General features: G+C 60.5%; 12 protein-coding genes. 6 read left to right on the top strand and 6 right to left on the bottom strand.

All coding sequences use genetic code 11. The features are described 5' to 3' along the window. The first annotated feature begins 19 nt into the window (after positions 1 to 19). Positions 20 to 229: a hypothetical protein gene (locus ABIZ35_RS18105; protein ID WP_348221320.1), complete on the top strand. Its 210-nt coding sequence runs from the start codon at positions 20 to 22 to the stop codon at positions 227 to 229. Positions 230 to 251: 22 nt separating this feature from the next. Here the strand turns inward: ABIZ35_RS18105 and ABIZ35_RS18100 are convergent, their stop codons facing one another. Then, positions 252 to 998, bottom strand: coding sequence for a DUF1559 domain-containing protein (locus tag ABIZ35_RS18100; protein WP_348221319.1), 747 nt, complete (start codon positions 996 to 998; stop codon positions 252 to 254). Positions 999 to 1,230: 232 nt separating this feature from the next. On the opposite strand from ABIZ35_RS18100, the gene ABIZ35_RS18095 reads away from it, so the two are divergent. Together ABIZ35_RS18095 and ABIZ35_RS18090 are read left to right on the top strand one after the other, a co-directional pair. Continuing rightward, complete coding sequence (locus ABIZ35_RS18095; RefSeq protein ID WP_348221318.1) at positions 1,231 to 2,244, top strand: endonuclease/exonuclease/phosphatase family protein; 1,014 nt, start codon at positions 1,231 to 1,233, stop codon at positions 2,242 to 2,244. Between the two features lie 110 nt (positions 2,245 to 2,354). Further along, positions 2,355 to 2,747 (top strand): hypothetical protein, encoded by a 393-nt coding sequence (locus ABIZ35_RS18090; protein ID WP_348221317.1) that lies wholly within the window; start codon positions 2,355 to 2,357, stop codon positions 2,745 to 2,747. 352 nt (positions 2,748 to 3,099) lie between these two features. On the opposite strand, the gene ABIZ35_RS18085 is transcribed toward ABIZ35_RS18090, so the two are convergent. From ABIZ35_RS18085 to solA, 3 genes are all read right to left on the bottom strand, one after another. Continuing rightward, positions 3,100 to 3,555 carry an SRPBCC family protein gene (locus ABIZ35_RS18085; protein ID WP_348221316.1) on the bottom strand — a complete coding sequence of 152 codons (456 nt, stop codon included), beginning with the start codon at positions 3,553 to 3,555 and terminating at the stop codon, positions 3,100 to 3,102. A 60-nt stretch (positions 3,556 to 3,615) separates the two neighbouring features. Further along, entirely contained in the window at positions 3,616 to 3,822 is a 207-nt protein-coding gene (locus tag ABIZ35_RS18080) for a putative motility protein (RefSeq protein WP_348221315.1), read from the bottom strand. A gap of 145 nt (positions 3,823 to 3,967) precedes the next feature. Continuing rightward, positions 3,968 to 5,098, bottom strand: coding sequence for an N-methyl-L-tryptophan oxidase (solA, locus tag ABIZ35_RS18075; RefSeq protein WP_348221314.1), 1,131 nt, complete (start codon positions 5,096 to 5,098; stop codon positions 3,968 to 3,970). A 233-nt stretch (positions 5,099 to 5,331) separates the two neighbouring features. Between solA and ABIZ35_RS18070 the strand changes: the two genes are divergently transcribed. Together ABIZ35_RS18070 and ABIZ35_RS18065 are read left to right on the top strand one after the other, a co-directional pair. After that, positions 5,332 to 6,087, top strand: coding sequence for an ABC transporter ATP-binding protein (locus ABIZ35_RS18070; RefSeq protein WP_348221313.1), 756 nt, complete (start codon positions 5,332 to 5,334; stop codon positions 6,085 to 6,087). Further along, the gene (locus ABIZ35_RS18065) at positions 6,084 to 7,598 is read left to right on the top strand and encodes a glycine betaine ABC transporter substrate-binding protein (RefSeq protein WP_348221312.1); all 1,515 of its coding nucleotides are present in this window, start codon (positions 6,084 to 6,086) and stop codon (positions 7,596 to 7,598) included. Before ABIZ35_RS18070 ends, ABIZ35_RS18065 begins: the two co-directional genes overlap by 4 nt. Here the strand turns inward: ABIZ35_RS18065 and ABIZ35_RS18060 are convergent. Further along, positions 7,595 to 8,290, bottom strand: coding sequence for a TMEM175 family protein (locus ABIZ35_RS18060; RefSeq protein ID WP_348221311.1), 696 nt, complete (start codon positions 8,288 to 8,290; stop codon positions 7,595 to 7,597). The genes ABIZ35_RS18065 and ABIZ35_RS18060 overlap by 4 nt on opposite strands. A 143-nt stretch (positions 8,291 to 8,433) precedes the next feature. On the opposite strand from ABIZ35_RS18060, the gene ABIZ35_RS18055 reads away from it, so the two are divergent. Next, complete coding sequence (locus tag ABIZ35_RS18055) at positions 8,434 to 10,746, top strand: methyl-accepting chemotaxis protein (protein ID WP_348221310.1); 2,313 nt, start codon at positions 8,434 to 8,436, stop codon at positions 10,744 to 10,746. Between the two features lie 271 nt (positions 10,747 to 11,017). Here ABIZ35_RS18055 and ABIZ35_RS18050 read toward each other — a convergent pair whose 3' ends face one another. Then, positions 11,018 to 16,069, bottom strand: a complete 5,052-nt coding sequence (locus ABIZ35_RS18050; RefSeq protein ID WP_348221309.1) for a sugar-binding domain-containing protein — start codon at positions 16,067 to 16,069, stop codon at positions 11,018 to 11,020. Between the last annotated feature and the right edge of the window lie 179 nt (positions 16,070 to 16,248).

Raw genomic sequence — 16,248 nt, 5'->3', positions numbered from 1 at the left:
TTTACGGAAAGTGGACACAATGGAAACAAATTCTCTGCTCGTCTCAATGTTCTTCGGAACGGTCGGAAGCGGATACGCTCTTTACGGTAAGAAACAAGGGGCGATGATTCCGCTCGTCGGCGGCCTCGCCATGATCGCCGTCTCCACGTTTATTACCGCCCCGCTCTTGTTGACCGCCATAAGCGCGGCGCTGATGGCTGGCATATTTTTTCTGGGCCGAATGGCGTAGCCTCGGCCCAGTGTGAGACCGATTACTGATCGGCGATGAAGTCTGCGTTCGTGAGCTGTGTGAAGCGGCGGAACCGCACGGCGCCGTCATAGCCCAGCCCTAAGAAACCCTCGCTATGCCGTGTGGGATAGTGTTTGTGCGTGGTGTCCTGCGCCGGCGGGAACGGCTGCCAGTCTCCGGTGAATGTGGCGGGAATATCCGCAGCGATCGTGTCGGCGCAGCCGGGCGTATTGGTGTGGTCCCACACGACCATGACGGCGGGATTAACCACATAACCGTCGTTTTTGCCCATGGGCCCATGCGAGATATAGCTCATGGCGTAGCCGACTTGCAGCGGGCCGGCGACGCTCGGACATTTGAACACGGCGAGGCTTTTGACATAGGGCTGAATCATCCCCGCCTTGTCTCCCACATAAACGCTCTCTGGAACAATCGCCGTGGCGGCGACGGTGTTGTCGTATGGCGCCCACCAGCGCTCCCCCGCGCCGGAATAGGCAGTAGTGGTATTGCCGCAGGCCCCGCCCATCCCCAGCCCCGGACACATCCGGTAGATAGCATTCACCGAATCGTAATCGCTTCGATACATCGCCAGCGCGATGCCAATCTGCCGAAGGTTACTCGTGCAGCTTGCCTGCCGCGCCTTTTCGCGGGCCTTGGCGAACACGGGAAACAGGATCGCCGCGAGGATCGAGATGATGGCGATCACGACAAGCAGCTCGATCAGAGTGAACGCCTTGGCTGAAAATCGGCTCTTAGAAGATGTGAGCATGAGGAAATTCTCCTGTTCGTTATATTGAGTGATAGGTAAATGCAGTAAATATGCCAATCGAAGGCAAAGAAAAAAGCCCTTGTGGGCTAACGCTCATGATTTTGATTGTGCATATTGTATCACAAATATGTTTCGAAATTAGTTCCAAGGAACCTGGGGTCTCGCTTGCTCGGTATTCCTACCAAGGTGCGGCGGCCGGATACTGTGGAGCCGCTGCGCTTGCTAGGCCTTTATGCAATCTCGTAAGCCGTCCCGGCGGCAAGTTCTCTCCGTACTCAGTGTCGTTTCTCTTGCGTCGGCGGCGCTGACGGCGATCGTCTTCCGATATGGCGATGAGGCGTACTGGCCGGTGATGCTTGCCGCCAGCCTTCCGCCCGTTGTCTTTTCGATTTTCCCCTTGATCCTGCTGATCATTTCGGGCGTGAAGCGCAATTGGCGAGTGGCCGGCGTGAACGTGGCCGCATTGCTGCTCGTCGCAGGTCCGATCATGGGGTTTCACTGGCGCGTTAAGACTGTGCCCTTACAGGGCAGAGCCATGCGTGTGATGACCTGGAACGTGGAGAAATGGTCGCATGGGCCGGACGCCATCGCGCGCGGAGTGCGCGCGCAGCATCCCGATGTCGTCTGCTTTCAAGAGGCGGGAGATTATCCCTATGTCCAGGGAACGCAGGGGGAGGGGCTGATCGCGGCCCTGCCGGATTACCATTTCGTACGCGCCGGAGAAATCATTGTGGCGTCGCGCTGGCCGATGACGAAACTCGCGGAGTCGCCGCTGCCGGGGCCGGCGTCCCGGCCCGCGCTGTGCGTATCCGTGGACATGGGAGGCCGTAAGTACACAGTCGTTTGCGTCCATCTGCTGCCCTCGGATATCGACAAGCACATCTTCAGCACACGCTCTCCACTCAATGTCTACTCAGCGCAGTTTGCGGCGCGCCGGCAATCCCAGGGCGTTGCTCTGTTGCATACGATGGACGCTCTCCCAGGACCGAAGATCCTCTGCGGCGACTTCAACCTCCAGCCGCAATCCGAAAGCTGTCGCCGTCTGACACGTATCTACCCCGACGCCTTTGAAGCCGCCGGGCGCGGCTATGGCTACACCCTCACTGCGGAGACCCCTGTCGAACGCGCCGACCATATCCTGGTCAGCCGCGATGTGACCGTTCGAGACTGCTGGGTCCCGAGCCTCATCGCCTCCGACCACCGCGCCGTCGTCGCCGACATCACGCTTCCTAAAAGAAGTCAATAAAATAGTTGTGAAATGTTCAGAAACTGTTGACATCCGTTTCGGATAAACGGTATACTCAAACCAACAAAAGGTTGGATATAGTTTATATAGTTAAGAGTCTTGAAAGAATTATGTTTCATCGTCCATCTCCAATCATTCCGGATGCCTACATACCAAAATGGTCGAAAGCCGTTTTGGCAGAAGGCTTCGCGCCTTTTCCAAAGAGACTGATGCGGTGTCTAGGAGAAGTCTTCAAGGGGAGAGATGCTTTAAGCCAATTGCAAGTTGTTCTTGCAATTGCTGACTCGAAACGCCTTCCAAAAAACGGCGTTCCTTATCGTCCGTCCACACTCAGCTTTCTAGCTTACAATGTAGGAATGGATGAGAAAAGATTTTTGGAACACATTCATCAACTACGGGATGAAGGAATGATATTTGTGCACGATAACGATGAGAACCATTTCGATGTTGATTTGGGGCCGTTGTTGCGCAAGATTGAAGAGCTAACTCCTAGTGGTAGTTAAGTATTCCTCATCCGTTTTGCAGATTTTCATGGGGCATCGCAACCATGAAAAGGCCGGTCAATCCTAATAAGGCTCATTCGCCTTTATGGGATTGACCGGCCGGTAGCCGCCTAGCTCATTCGCTGGTGTTGCAAACAAGTGACGTGACCTCAACAAGCTCAGTTTGACTGCAAATTGAGTAAAAGTCAAGTCTCTTGGCGCACTTTGGCGGCTACCTAACAACTCATATTGTCCTCATACCGCAACAGGATGTCCTCCTGCTTAATCATTAATTTTAATACTTCCGTTTCCACTTCCAACCAATATCATTGCTAAGTTTTTCTTCAAATGTTCCAGTGGTTTGCTGCAATATTTATACGTTCGCTTCCGCGATCTCTTTGAGCGCCTGATTGCGCCGCTCGATCAGCCGCGTCATATAACTCTTCAGAAATAGGAAATCGGCCAGGCGGCCGATCGGGCCCAGAGGCGCGGTGTAGTCGATGGTGTCGCGCATCAGCGTCCCGGAAGGGGCGGGTTCGAAGTCGTGGGTATGGGTCAGGGAGGCGAAGGCGCCTTCCAGCATGAGATCGACGAAACGGCGCGGGGGAGTAAACTCGGTGATTTTGGCGATGAGGCGCTGGCGGACGCCGAAATGCACGGCGTAAAACGTCACGGTGTCGCCGAGAGTCAGGAGCGAGGAGCCGCCGTCGGTGACGGCGGTCTCGCCGGTGTCGGCCAGTGTCCGGGAATGCACATCGATGTCGCGCGCGAGGTCGAAGACGCGTTCGATCGGGGCGGCGATGGGCGTGATCAGCTGTAGTCGAGGCATCCCGTTGTCTCCTTACGAGAGTGTACCTAACTCGGAAGGAGACACGAAAATGAAGGCCGCTTAAATCCGAAGATCGACGTTTTGTCCGAGATTGGGAACGAGCATCGCCAGGATCTGGCTCGTCTGCGTCTTTTCAATGTCGACAGCTTTGGAAAGCATCGCCACACCCTGAACGGTTGTCGCGCCTTCCGAGGCGCTTCCCGAAGCGGCGTCGGTCAATGCATACAAATTTGCGGCGCCGGCGGCGCTTGTTTGTGAAATAGCCATGAAATCCATCCCTTGAAAGCATCTGCTGACTCCATTATCGGCAGGTCGCCCGCTCGGCTTTACCGTATTTTTTACGGTTTTTCAAACAGCAAGAGCCGCCCCGATTTTCGGAGCGGCTCTTGCTGTTGTGGCCAGTATGGAATGTTTAAACGGCGGCTTGAAATCGATTGAGTGAGAACCGGGAGATATCGCGCGAATAGGCGCCGCCAGTGGCGAGGTCCGCCGCGATTTTGCCGAGCAGTACGGTGAACTTGAACCCATGGCCGGAGCAGCCGCTCACCATCCATGCGTTTGAGACGCTCGGAATGCGGTCCAGAATGAAATCTTCGTCCGGGGTGACGGTGTAAAGACAGGTCGCGGAGTACGTGGCGTGATTGGTGACGCCATGAAAGCGGCCGGCGGCGTACGCCGCGATCTCGGCCAAATATTTGGGAGAAACGTTGCGCTGCGGACGATCGGGGTCCGCCGTGGGCCCGAAGGTATGTGCGGCGATCTTGATCCCGGAGATGCGGCCATCGCTGGGGAACCCGTAATAGGCTTCGGAGTTTCCGGCGTCGATCCATACCGGGAGTTTTTCCGGCGTGTAATTCTTTGCGTCTCCAGTAGTCTCCAGATATACATACTGCTGCCGGGTCGGGCGCAGCGGAAGCTGGAAGCCGCGCAGCAGCGATCCCATCCAGGCGCCGGCCGTCACGATGGCGCGGTCGAACCACTCGGCGTCGCCGGCCTCGGTCCAGAGCACGACGCCGTCGGCATGGGGCGTGATCTTGCGGACGGGGGTCTCATCACGCAGTTCTGCGCCGAGCTCCTTGGCGAGCCGGACATTCGCTGCGACGCAGCGCGCGGCGCGCAAAAATCCCGCGTCCTTCTGATAGATTGCCACTTCGCCGGCGCGCAGCTTGAATGCGGGGTAGCGTTCCGCCAGCGTCGCCGCTGTCAGCGTCTCATAGGGCAGGCCATGCTGCTCCAGACCCAGGATCGCCGCCCGCACGTCGGGATGGTCTGGGGGCCCAATAGTTAGGCCTCCGGTTTCCACCAGCAGTTCCTCGCCGGCATCGGCTTCCAATTGCTTCCAGAGCGGGTAGGCGTCGCCCATGAGCTCTGTGTACAGCGAGTCGGCGTACGCATGCCGGATGATGCGCGATTCGCCGTGCGAGCTCCCGCGGTCGTGTCCGACCTGAAACTGCTCGAAGCCAATCACCTCATGCCCTGCCTGCGCCAGGAAGCGCATAGCCGCGCTTCCCGTCCCGCCCACGCCAATCACTGCGACTTTCATTACGGTCCCTCACGATTTGTTAGTAAAAGGATACCAGAGAACGGGAGGTCTCCGGCGGAATTGGGCGAAAATAGCTATTGGAGGATGTGTTGGGGGGCGGTTTTGAGAATAAACATCGTTTTCAATATATATTGAAAACAATGTATATTGAATTCTACGCCTATTCTCCTCGGCGTATTTCCCAATTCGGGTACACTTTGAGCATTGATTGCTGACCGTGACACCGAGGCCCCATGATCTCCGTCGAAAACGTCGCCAAATCTTACAAATCTCAGATCGCGCTTGCGCCGACGACTTTGCAGTTCGATCCCGCGTCCACCACGGTGTTGATCGGCCCGAGCGGGTGCGGTAAGTCAACGCTGCTGCGGATCATTGTCGGGCTGGTCGCGCCAGACGCGGGGAGTGTGTCCATCGAAGGTTCGCGAGTGACGACGGCGAATGTCGAGGCGATGCGCCATCGGATCGGGTATGTGATCCAGGACGGCGGCCTCTTTCCCCATTTGACGGCCGAGGGCAATGCGACCCTGCTGGCGAAATTTCTCAAGAAGCCCAGTGGAGATATCGAGAAGCGGGTGAGGGAGTTGTGCGAGATCGTGCAGCTGCCGCGCGAGGCGCTGGGGCGGTTTCCATCGGAGCTGTCGGGCGGCCAGCGGCAGCGCGTGGGCCTGATGCGGGCGCTGATGCTGGACCCGCCGGCCCTGCTTTTGGACGAGCCGCTGGGCGCGCTGGACCCCATCACGCGCAACGAGCTTCAAGGCGAACTCAAATCCATCTTCGCGCGCCTCGGCAAAACCGTCGTGTTGGTAACGCACGATATGGGCGAGGCGGCGTATCTCGCGGACCGGATCGTGCTGATGCGCGCCGGAAAGATCGTGCAGCAGGGAACGCTGGCCGACATGATCGAACGCCCCGCCGATCCCTACGTGACTGAATTCATCCGCGCCCAGCGTTCGCCGCTCCCCGCCCTTCCGGAGACCGCCGCCCCATGACACGCTTCCTCCTTGTCCTCACTCTCTTGCTGACGCTCGCCGTCTCGGCCGTCGCCGCCGACAATACGCTGACCGTCGGCTCCAAGCGCTTCACGGAATCGTATATTCTGGCGGAGATCGTCAAGCAAGTCGCCGACCAAACGGGTGAGGCGAAGGCGGATCATAAGAAGGGGCTGGGGAACACGGGGATCGTGTTCGCGGCGCTCAAAAGCGGCTCGATCGATGTCTATCCCGAATACACCGGCACGATCTCACAGGAACTGCTCAAGGAAAAGGGCGCAATCGATCTTCCTGGAATGAAGGCGAAGCTGGGCGGGCAGGGCCTGGATGTCGATGTCCCGCTGGGCTTCAACGACACCTATGCGCTGGCGATGCGCGAGGATCAGGCCCAAAAACTGGGCGTGAAGACGATGTCCGATCTCGCGAAGCATCCCGAACTGCACTTTGGACTGTCGCCTGAGTTTTTGAAGCGCGCCGACGGCTGGCCGGGCGTCGCGAGCACATACGGGATGTCCGCCGCGCCCGAGGGGATCGATCACGGCCTGGCGTATGAAGCGATCGCGCAGGGGCAGATCGATGTCATGGATATCTACTCGACGGACGCCAAGATCGAGAAATATCATCTGCGGGTTCTAGACGACGACAAAAAGTTCTTTCCCGCCTACGACGCCGTTTTGCTCTATCGCGCGGATCTTCCCACGCGCCTGCCTAAGACCTGGGCGGCTCTGGAAGGCTTGAAAGGCAAGATCACGGCGGCGCGCATGGTGCAGATGAACGCGGATGTGGAGCTGCGGAGCCAGACGTTTGCGCAGGTCGCGAAGGGCTTCATCGCGCATGACTTACAGGGCGGCGCTGTTGCGGCTCCCGAAAAAGAGCAGAGTTTCTGGCAGCGCCTCTTCGGCGGCGACTTCTGGGCGCTGACGGCGCAGCACCTCTGGCTGGTCTTCGGCTCGCTGCTTCTTGCCGTCCTGGTGGGTGTCCCGCTGGGTGTGTGGGCGGCGCGCGCGCCCGGCGCCGCCGGGCCGATCCTCACGGTGGTCGGCTTGATCCAGACGATCCCGTCGCTCGCCCTCCTGATCTTCCTGCTGACACTCTTCCACGCCATCGGAACCAAGCCCGCCATGGCGGCGCTGTTCCTCTATTCGCTGCTGCCGATCGTCCGCAACACCTATACCGGCCTCACCGACATCGCCCCCGCGCTGCGCGAATCGGCCATTGCGCTCGGCCTGCCCGTCGCCGCGCGCCTGCGCCTGATCGAACTGCCGCTGGCCTCGCGCGCCATCCTTGCGGGGATCAAGACCTCCGCCGTCATTAACGTCGGCACGGCCACCATCGCCGCGCTGATCGGCGCGGGCGGCTACGGCGAACGCATCGTCTCCGGCCTCGCCGTCAACGACAACGCCATTCTCCTCACCGGCGCCATCCCCGCCGCCCTCCTTGCCCTCGTCGTCCAGGGCGCCTTCGACCTGCTCGACCGCGTCGTGACCCCGGCGGGGCTGCGGCCGCGCTAGTCATCATTCTCCTCGGCATTTTTCTCCACATACACTGGGTGCTTCGGCGGCATCAAATAAAGAAGCGTCAGGCCGACCGCCACCGCCAAACCGTAGATGGGTTTGATCAGCGCCGCGCACAGCGCCGTCAAGTACAGCCCTGTGGACAGTAAGTACTGCCCCGTCATGTAGCGCACGAAGGACGGGGCCAGGCGCTTGTCGATCAGGCGATGTCCCTTGCTTGCGTACAGCCACATCATCAGCCAGGCGAGTGCGGGAAGCAATAACCCAAAGGTGTAAAACGCCACTGCGGTCTTTTCGTCGGCCATATCCCGCATGTGCTGGGCGAGCACCGAGGTGGGAAACGGCAGGAACGAGATGCACATCAGAAAGAAGACGTTCAGCAGGTTGAAGATATGGTTTGTTCCCTTGTAAAGCTTGAAGACAAAATGGTGGTTCGCCCAGTAAATGCCCACGATGAGGAAGCTGAGGATATAGGCGAAGTAGGACGGCCAGAGATGGCGCAGGGAGACGGCCAAACTCAGATGATGACCTTCGCTCCCCTCCGGCACGCGCAGCTCAAGGATGAGCAGCGTGATCGCAATGGCGAAAACGCCGTCGCTGAACGCCTCGATCCGCTGTGTGGACATATCTGAGACTTCGGGGTTGGAATTGCGCCGGAATAGCATGGGGCCGTGGTCCTTCGTTCTCATTGCGGTGGTGAATGGCCTTATGATACCTTGCGGGAAACGCGAGAGCATTTTGTTTCATGGCGCCCCTGAGGTTTTTGCTGGGATTTGACGACAATTAGCCTTGAAATAGAGAATTTTGAGAACCGATTGGACGCCAAACCCATATGAAGAACATTGCTCCAAAGACGATCGCCCAAAAGTTATGTCTGTGGATCGCTCTTGCGACCTGCGTTGTCCTCGCGACGACATCCTGGGTGAGCTACGCCACCAGCCGTGATGCGCTGGAGCGGCAGACGGATTCACAGGCGATCGCGCAAGCGGAGGCCGCCGCGCAAGGCGTCGACGCCATGATCGCGCAGGCCAGCATCATGGCGCGCGCCATCGCCTCGCGGCAGGAGGCGACGGGGACGGCGCCGGACAGGGGCCTGATCCCAATGTTCGCCAAAATTCTTGAGAATACGCCGAAGCCGCAGGCGCATGACGCCTACATCGCCTTTGATGCGCTGAAGTATACCGATCCCAAGTCCATCGTGATTGTCACGCGCACAAGCTGGCCCAAGTCCGGCCCCGTGGCGACCTACGATTTCCATGACGCCGATCAGGAATGGTATCATGGGCCCAAGACGACCGGCAAGCCTTATGTGACCGAGCCCTATTTCGACGAAGGCGGCATCGATGTCTCCCTCGTCAGTTCGACGCTTCCTCTCTACGACACTCAGCATCACTTTTTCGGCGTCGCCGGCGTCGATATGACCCTGGAGGGCATTCAGCAGAATATCGCCAATGTACGGATTTTGAAGGACCCCAAGTACAAGGACAGCGAGTTCACGTTTCTGGTCAGCAAAGGCGGTTTGGTCGTCGCGCATCCGAAGACCGATCTCCTTCCGCATAAAGGATTTAAGGGCGAGACGGTCGACCATCTGGCGGACGGAAAGCTGACGCTGAGCTCCGCGTCTGGTGTGGCGGTGGCGAAACTGAACGGTGACGCGCGGCGGGTCTACTGGGCGACGGCGCCGGCGACCGGCTGGAAGGTCGTAATCGACGTTTCGCAGGACGCCGTCATGGCCCCGCTCACGACGCTGCGCAATCGCGCGCTGCTGCTGAGTGCCTTCTCAGTCGTGCTGATGGTCTTCGTGGTATTCGTGATCTCGACGAAGATGATGCGGCCGCTTGGCGCGCTTTCGAGCGCCGCTGCGGGCCTGGCGGACGGCGATGTCCATCAGACGATTGATTTACGGTCGGGCGATGAGATCGGAAAGATTGCAGACGCGCTTCGATCCGTGATCGATTATCAAAAGGAGATGGCGGACGCCGCGGGGCGCATCGCGCGCAAAGATCTGACCGTTGTGGTTGCGCCCAAATCGGGGCGTGACGCGCTGGGATGCTCGTTCGCGCTGATGACGGAGAATTTACGCACGCTCGCCGGCGATTTACAGACCGCCGCGCTGGGAGTGACCTCCGCCTCGCAGTCGCTCGCGAAGTCTTCGCATCAGGTCGGCGCGACCGCCGACGGGATCAGCGCGACCATGGCCGAAGTCGCGCAGGCGACGGACCAATCGGCGCGGGGCGCAAGCGAAGTGGCGCAGGGCGCCGCCAACCAGGCGCGCTCGATCGCGGAAGGCGCCGCCCTGGTGACGCAGCTTGGCGTGGCGGTGCGTAATGTCAGCCAGGATGCCGGGGAAGCGACGCGTGCGGCGGCTGACGCCACCACGGCCGCCGGAGCAGGCGCCGCAGCGGTCTCCCAGACCGTGGCGGGAATGCGCGCCATCCGGCAGACCATCACCGACAGCGCCGCCGTGGTCGGCTCTCTGGAGCAATCGTCGGAAAAGATCGGCGGGATCGTGCAGACGATCGAGCAGATCGCCGAGCAAACCAACCTGCTGGCGCTGAACGCCGCCATCGAGGCCGCCCGGGCCGGAGAATCGGGACGCGGCTTCGCCGTGGTCGCCGATGAAGTGCGCAAGCTCGCCGAGCGCTCCAGCGCCGCAACCCGCGAGATCGGCGCCTTGATTGCCGATGTCCAGGCCCGCACGCGTCAGGCAGTCGCCGCAATGCACTCCGGAACGCGGGATGTCCAGAGCGGCGCCGATATGGCGGAAGAGGCCGGAACGGCGCTGGTTCACATTCAGGAAGTCGTGCGAACCGTCACGGACCGTGTCGAAGGCATCGCCGCCGCCGCCACGCAGATCCAAATCTCCTCTGAAGCGGTCTCTCGCTCTATCACCGAAGTGGCCGCCGTCGTCGAGCAAAGCAGCGCGGCCGCCGAACAAATGAGCGCAAGCGCCGAGGAAGTCTCCGCCTCCGTGCAAAGCGTCGCCGGAACCACCGTCCAGCAGAACGCCGCCGTCGCCGAACTTGCGGCGTCCGCCCAGAGCCTCGCGGGGATCGCGCAGTCTCTGGAAGCCGTGGTTGGTCAGTTCCAATTGGAAGACATGGGAAATGAGAGAGCTGAGCTGACGATGGCGCGGGCGGCTTAACAGGCCCTCATCCTACTCCCCTTCTCCCAATTCTGGGAGAAGGGGAGTAGGATGGCCCCTCCGCCCCAATTCTGGGGAACTTGGAGAGGATGCCCCCCGACCCCCACAGGGGTGCAAACCATAGCAATGATGACGTATCGAATACTAAAATTGATACGTCATCGTTTATGTGCTTTTACCCCTTTGGGGGCCAGGGGGAGTCTTACTCTGGTTCCCCAGAATTGGGGCGGAGGGGCCAAACACCCACACGAATTGGGGCGGAGGGGCCGTCCTACTCCCCCGCCGTCACCGCCAGAAGCGCGATCACGCCTCTTCGATCCGCTCCATACTCCAGATCGACACTCGCGATCTCCACGCTTGGCCTCGGGTTATTCCAGGTCATCAGATACGCCACCGCCGAATACTCCGTCCCCGCATAAGGTTTCGCCCAGGCGATCTGCGCGCCGGGCAAGGCTGTTGGGGACTTTTGTTTGTAATCGTCCACATCGATCTCGGAATAGACCGGGACCGACACTGTTTGGCCGTCTACATAATGCACGACGTAGCGCGCCATTTCATATCGCTTGCCGTTCTTGACCTCGTCGGGATTACGGCGCTGGTCGATCCTGGCGGCATGCAGGAAGAAGAGCGCGTCGGCTTTGCGCGCCACCGGGACGCCGCGAACGGCGTCGGGCAGGCTGTTGGGGACATTGGGGCCGCCGAGCATGACCGCCGTGGGGACGGGCGATGTCGGGAAGCTGTAGATCTGGAATGGAACGCCGGCAAAAGTCTGCTTGCCGGTGGGAAGGTCGGCGAAGGTAAACGCCTTGTCGCCGAACCATCCGCGCTCGTCCCGGTATTGGTTGGCCTGCTTTGCAATATCCAAAGGCGCGTAGTGCAGACCCGCGCCGGCGATCACATTCTTGGCGCCGCCGAAGGGCGCATTTAAGTTACGCAGCACGGCGGCGAGCAGCGCGCGTTTCTTGGCCGCGTTCTCCGCCACGGTTTCCGTATCTTTGTAGAGCACGTTACAGAGCACAATCCCACCCGCGCCCATTTTGTACTCCAGCATTGCGCCGACGTTCAGCATCGGCTTTACTTTTTGGTAGAACTCGGGCGAGCGCTTGGCTTTCAAATAGACATTGTCCACGCCGACGTTGGGAGCCGTATTGACGACGTTCCAGGCGGTAATGCGCAGGGTGATATCCTGGCCCGTGCGCGGCGGCGAGAGGGAAAAGACCTGTGGCTCGTTGGTTGGGGCGGTCATCAGCGTCAGAGGATCGTTACCGTCGAAGGTGAGTGAGACGCGGATGGCCGGATAGTAGAACGTGTTGCCCGTCCAGCCGAACTCCGTGATCTCCTGCGGCTTTGGGAGATGGAAGTTGAACTCGAAAGGCTTCTCGGCGCTGGTGGGGACGTTGACGATATACGGCCACCCGTCGGCGGAGACGAATCCGTTTACCATGTTCGCCAGGAAATCGTTTGGGAAAGTCGCGAACGGGGCCACGTCGTCGTAATCCAGCACGTAGCTGAAGATGTCCGAGGCGACGTATTCATCCGAAGTCCAGTTGAAGATTCGCTCGCCAGAATGCATGACGATATCGGCGGTCGTCAGCCCCGCGGTCAATGGGCTGCGCGGCGCCGAGAACGTCACGCGCTCGCGACGGAACGGACGGATCATGTGGGAGACGCCAACGATCTTGTTATAATCGGCGAGCCCCTCCGGCGTCAGGCCGTTAAAGACGATCCAGCCACCCGCATCATTGAACGCTTTGACTTTGGGGAGATTGGCCGCCAGAGCTTTGAGGCTGGCGGGCGCCGCGGAAATCACAGCGATACGCGCTCCCGGCGGCGAGATCGCCGCCAGCGGATCGTTCGCCTTGGCGTACTCGACGCCCATGGCGTCCAGGGCCTTGCCCAGCTGCGGAGCGTCCATCAGCGTGGCCGTCACCGGCCGAAACTCCTGCTTGTAACGCTGTCCGTAGCCGATCAAGTTCAGCAAGAGACGCTGCGCGACGGGGCTGGTCGCCAGCTTCTCTTCCAGCGATAACTGGCTGAGCAGCATCAGCCCCTTGCCGGCGGGAACCTCCACGAGCGCCGTGTTCTGCAGGCGATTGTGGCACTGGATCAGCGACTTACCGCCGGACGCCGGTTTGAGATATGCGTTCCGGTAAACGACCTCGTCCGATCCCCAGGTAAAGAAGTCTTTCTGACGCAGCCCCGCGAGCGCCGGATGCGCCAGATCTTCCGCGAAGGCGGTTCGTCCCTCGTTCGAGGCCGTCTCGATCTGCGCCGGAAGGCCTTGGTACTTGAGCGGGTTCGCTTGCTCCAGTACGATCACCGTGCGGCCCGCGCTGGCGAACGCCGCCAGCGCGCTCGATCCGCTTTGCGCCGGCGTGAGCGCATTGCGTCCCACGATCAGAACACGCGTCTTCGCGGGGATCGCTGCTAGGCTTTTGACGGACGTGAATGGGATCTTGCTGGATTTCAGAAAAGCGATTGCGCCGCCGGATGGATCGTAGACGCTCAGATAGCCGGCGGCTAGACTTGCGGCGATGGGCCGCGCCATGACGACGCTTGTCGGCAGGATCGAAACGGCTTTGACATCCTTGTATACCGGATTTCCATCAACGGACAGCGCCAGCGTCCAGGTTCCTTCCCGTCTCGCAGTCGCCGAGGGCATCGTCAGCGCGACTTCGAATTTCTCGCTGCGCCCCGGCGTCACATGATGCATGGTCGTCTGCGTGGCGATGGTCTTGCCGCCGATCGCCAAAGTCCAGGTGAAACCGATCGGCTTGTCCGAGTGGGTGTCGTTGAAGATTCCGAGCGTGCGCTGAATGTGCTGCCCTGCGCTGAAGGTCCAGTCCCACTGGCGGCAGAAGACGGCGCGTGGCGCCTGAGAATTGTACTGGCTCACCGCTCCGTCCGACGGCCCGGTCCACAGGTGCCAGGCGCCGTAGCCGGCCCACCGGTACCCTTCCGTGAGCATTCGGTAGACAAGGGCGACCGCTGGGCGCGCCTGCGCCTTGCCCTGAAACGCCTCCTCGCCGCCGAAGTAGCCATAGTCGAACGGATTGATCCCCGTGGCGTAAAAGTCTTCGCCGAGAAAGCGCGGGCGTTTTTGATCCCACGTCCAGCGTCCTCGCCCTCCGCCGGTGGGGTTGGCGTCGTAGGCGAGCGCGGGATACTGGGAGACCTTGTCTCCAGAGTCAAACACATAGTGATTGCCGTGGACGGGGATCGATTGGTCCGCATTCGCCCCGCCGCCGTCGGTCATGGTCAGGCGGGTGGGGTCCGCCTGACGCACGGCGTCCGAGGTCGTCTTCGCTTCCGCCTCAAACAGCGGCATCTTATCCGCGTAGAGGTTGATGCAGTTGATATACAGCCATTCGTTCTCGATCGACCAGAGCAGGATCGACGGGTGGTTGCGTTCACCCTCGACCTGCGCCACCATCTGATCCCGCCAGTTGCGCATCAAGTCCATCTTGATCGGCGATTTGTTCAGGGCCTGAAGATCGGGGTCGTTCTCGATTGCGTTGTAGCCGATCGCCTCTCCGTCCAGCGGCCCGCAGCGGCGCACCGCCACGCCGTGTGTGTCGAAGAAATCCAGCGCCTCCGGCGGCGACAGACCCATCCAGTTCGTTCCGCCCTGCGCGGCGCCCATATAACGCATCATCGTCTGCCGCGTCGCCTGGTAGTTTCCCAGCCACTCCGCAGGCGTTGCGCCCGGCTGCAAGTCCGCCCAGCCATGCCAGGGAACGCCGTTGAGCGTGAAGTCCTTGCCCTGCGCGCCCCATTCCCGAAAGCCGAATGGCGTGTCGGAGACATCCACTGTCTTGCCGTCGATCTTGACCGTCGCGCGCAGACGGTACATCTGAGGATCATCGGGCCACCACAGCTTCGGATCGGCCCAGGCGCCGCGCACGGTCAGCGTCTGCTCGGCCGAGGACGTAAACGCCGCGCGCCCAATCGCCTTCTCCACGAGTCCCGTTTTTGGGTCCACGGCCTCGCAAACCACTTCGCCGCGCGCCCCCGCCGACAGATGCGACGCGAGCCGCACATCGACGCTCAGTTCTTTACGCGCCACGGAAGGCTTGCAGAATATGTCGGCGGCGTAGGCCGGCCCAGCCGCCGTCAGGGTCGGCGTATTCAAAATCCCCGACTGAAACGCATGCCAGATCGGATAGGCAAGGTCTTGGAATCCGTTGCCCGCGAAGCTCAGCGGCAGATTGAATTGCCGGCGCAGTTTCATCGGGTTCTTGGGATTTGCCGAGTAGCCATACCAGGCGTCCCGGATGCCCACCCAGACTTCATTGACTCCGACTTTCATCCCCGGCGTCAGATCGAACGTGATGCGCGCATACGGGTTCTTGTTGAAGCCGCAATACACCCCGTTCACAAAGACCGTCGTATTCAGATTGTTCTGTGGGAAAGTGAGCTGAAACGACTGTCCCGAAAGTGACTTTGGAACATCAACTCTGGTGCGATACCAGACCCGGTGCGCGAAGAGCAAATCCGGCCGCAGCTCGTTCTTGTCGCCCGGCACCGCGATCGCCGTCCAGTGCGGGTTTTCGGGAACGTTCTTGATCGGCGCCGCGACTTCGCCCGGGGTCTGTTCATCACTGCGGCAAATCTCCCACTGCCCCTTCAAGTCCACCGAGGCTCGCCGTCCGTCCCCGGTCCCTTCCGGCAGTTCGAAGACATTCTTCGCCGCCGCATCATCCACCGCCGTGCGTCCACTCTCATCCGGTTTGAAATGCGAGTTCGGCGCCCACGCTCCCGCCGTCAGGCACAGGGCGTCCGAAGCATACAAGATGCGCTGGATTTTTCCCTGCGCGTCCTTCGTCTTCGGAAGCCGGATCTCCAATGTGTGGTCGCCCGCCGCCAGTTCTTGATCGCCCATCTGGATCCAGGCGACTTCGCACCACGTATCCAGCTCCATCAAATCCGTCGTCAGCTGCTCAGGCGTGATCGTCGCCCACACGCCATTGTCGATACGCCACTCGAATGGCGAGCGCACGAACTCAAACCCGATCCGGTTCCAAATCTCATAACGCGTCGCCGTCTTCACCGTGAACGGATAGCGCAGCAGCGCGCCGTCCGCCGGCGCGGTCGCCTCCACCTTGTCCGCGTCAATGGACAGATGCAGCCATTTTTCGCCCGAAAGAAACTCTTTGCGCCCCCAGCCGGCAAGATTGACCGGCGTGTTCGCCTGCGCCGCCTCGCCTTCGAGCCAGACGTAGTCGGGTGGCGGCGCGGCGTGGGCTGTGGACGAACTGAAAAGAGAGGCAATGGCGAGCGCGGCGATGAGAACGCGTGTGACGAGACGGGCGATTTGGCGCATGGTGTTTTTGCCTGGGTGGTCGTTTGCTATTGAAGATTGCAAAGGAAGCTATTAGGTATTTGAGTGAGATTGTCCTTCTGCCAATGACCCGCCCCTCCCGAGTTACACCCCTCCCGTCAAGTGACCTACCCTGAGTGACCTACCCCGGCGCTCCGCGCCACCCCTCCCATGAAGCTGGG

Origin of the sequence: Capsulimonas sp. (assembly GCF_039929585.1) — a bacterium.
Taxonomy (GTDB): Bacteria; Armatimonadota; Armatimonadia; order Armatimonadales; family Capsulimonadaceae; genus Capsulimonas.
Note: the sequence above shows the minus strand (reverse complement) of the source record. Positions and strands in the feature narration are given on the sequence as shown.